General features: G+C 70.7%; 3 protein-coding genes. All 3 read left to right on the plus strand.

Translation table 11 applies throughout. The features are described from left to right. On the plus strand, positions 1 to 958 hold a 958-nt coding region (locus AB6A66_RS17320; RefSeq protein ID WP_371056874.1), incomplete at its 5' end, for a phage portal protein. A 4-nt stretch (positions 959 to 962) separates the two neighbouring features. Continuing rightward, complete coding sequence (locus tag AB6A66_RS17325) at positions 963 to 1,955, plus strand: head maturation protease, ClpP-related (RefSeq protein ID WP_371056875.1); 993 nt, start codon at positions 963 to 965, stop codon at positions 1,953 to 1,955. A 6-nt stretch (positions 1,956 to 1,961) separates the two neighbouring features. Next, positions 1,962 to 2,085, plus strand: a 124-nt coding sequence (locus AB6A66_RS17330; protein WP_371056876.1) for a head decoration protein, incomplete at its 3' end; no start/stop codon positions are given.

The raw sequence follows: 2,085 nt of genomic DNA on the forward strand, positions 1-2,085 counted from the left end.
TCACTTCCGCCGCAGCCATCCGGGCGACAGCACCGATCAGCGTGTGGCGGTGCCGGAGACCGTGCGCGTGCCGGCCGAGGATGTGCTGCACATCTATCGCCCGCTCGACGCCGGCCAGATCCGTGGCCTGCCGCATGTGGCGCCCGCCATGGTGCGGCTGTTCCTCCTGGACCAGTACGACGACGCCGAACTCGACCGGAAGAAGACCGCGGCGATGTTCGCGGGCTTCATCACCAAGACGGCGCCCGAAGAGCCGATGATGGGCACGGAGGAGCCCGATCCTGATGGCGCGGCCATTGCCAGCCTCGAGCCCGGCACCCTGCAGGTGCTGCTGCCCGGCGAGGACGTGAAGTTCTCGGCACCTGCGGATGTCGGGAGCAGCTACGAGGCGTTCCAGTACCGCACGCTGCTCGGCGTCTCGGCCTCGCTGGGGCTGCCCTATCACCTGGTCACCGGCGATGTGCGCCAGGCGAACTATTCGAGCCTGCGGGCCGAACTCGTGGAGTTCCGCCGGCGGGTGCAGCAACTGCAGCACGGGGTGATCGCGCACCAGCTGTGCCGCCCGGTCTGGGCGCGCTGGCTGGAGACCGCGCGGCTGGCGGGCCGGCTGGATCTGCCCGACCCGGCGGCCGCGCGCATTGTGCAGTGGATTCCGCCCCGCTGGGACTGGGTCGATCCGCTGAAGGACATCCAGGCGCAGGTGCTGGCCATGGAGGCGGGCATTACCTCGCGGCGCAAGGTGGTCGAGGCAACCGGTTACGACGTCGAGGAAGTGGATCGCGAGAACGCGACGGACACGGCGCGCGCCGAGGCGCTCGACCTGCGCTACCGCACCAGCCCGGGCGAGACCCAAGGAGCGCGTGCGACCCCGGCGACGCGGCCCGATCCGGGCAACGGGGCGGATGGCGACAGCTACGACGATGCGGCGGCAGCGGACCGCGCGACCAAACAGGAGTGACATCATGAAGAGCTGGTACACGATCCGCGCCCGCGACAGCGGGGCGGAGGTGCTGATCTATGACGAGATCGGCGCCTATGGCGTCTCGGCCAAGGGCTTCCTCGCCGAACTCGGCGCGCTGCCCGATGACGGGCCCATCGACCTGCGCCTCAATAGCCCCGGCGGGTCGGTCTTCGATGCCGTCGCCATCCACAACGCGCTGAGCCGCCATGCCGGCACGGTCACCGTCTGGATCGACGGGATCGCGGCCTCGGCGGCGAGCTATGTCGCGATGGCGGGCGACGCGATCGTCATGCCCGAGAACGCCTTCCTGATGATCCACGACCCCTCCGGCCTCGTCATGGGCACGGCGGCGGACATGCGGGAGATGGCCGGGACGCTGGACAAGATCGCGGCCGGCATGACGCGCGGCTATGCCGCCCGCTCCGGCAAGACGGAGGACGAGATCGCGGCGCTGATGGCGGCAGAGACCTGGTTCTCGGCCGCCGAGGCGCTGGAGGCGGGCCTCGCCACGCAGCTGGCCGAGCCCGTGCGCATCGCCGCCAGCTTCGACATCGCCCGGTTCCGCAACGCGCCGCCCGCGCTGGTCGAAGCGGTCGAGACCGCCGATCCTGAGAGCGCGGAGACGGGACCGGACATCGTTGAAGACGCCAACGATGTCGCTGCGCAGCCCGATGCCGCACCGCAGCCCGAGGCGCCCGATCCGGACGGCACGGCGACAGATGCCAGCACGGGCCCGGATCCCGCGTCCATCCGCGCCGAGGCCATCGCCCATGCGAGGGCCGTCGTCGATCTTTGCCGTCTCGCAGGCCAGCCGCAGATGGCCGGACGGTTCCTCGAGCAGGACGCGAGCCTCGACGCGGTCCGCGCCACGCTGCTGGACGCGAAGGCCGAGACGGCGCCGGAGATCACGCCCCATCACCCGCAACCCGGGCGCAGCGCCACGACCCGCCCCTGGGGCGACGTCATCGCCCGAACCTTCAAGCTCAAGGGATAAGACACCATGACCACGCTCACAGAGGGCACCCATCCCGGCGGCTTCCTCGTCTGGGAAGCCCATCGCGACTACACCCGCGAGACCATCACCGTCGCGGCTGGCACGCTCGCCCCCGGCACCGTGCTCGGCA

Origin of the sequence: Rhodosalinus sp. K401 (assembly GCF_041365735.1) — a bacterium.
Lineage (GTDB): Bacteria > Pseudomonadota > Alphaproteobacteria > Rhodobacterales > Rhodobacteraceae > Rhodosalinus.

Bases quoted from the DNA above. Each gene is read 5' to 3' on its own strand.
- AB6A66_RS17325 (WP_371056875.1), top strand. From the start codon at position 963: ATGAAGAGCTGGTACACGATCCGCGCCCGCGACAGCGGGGCGGAGGTG.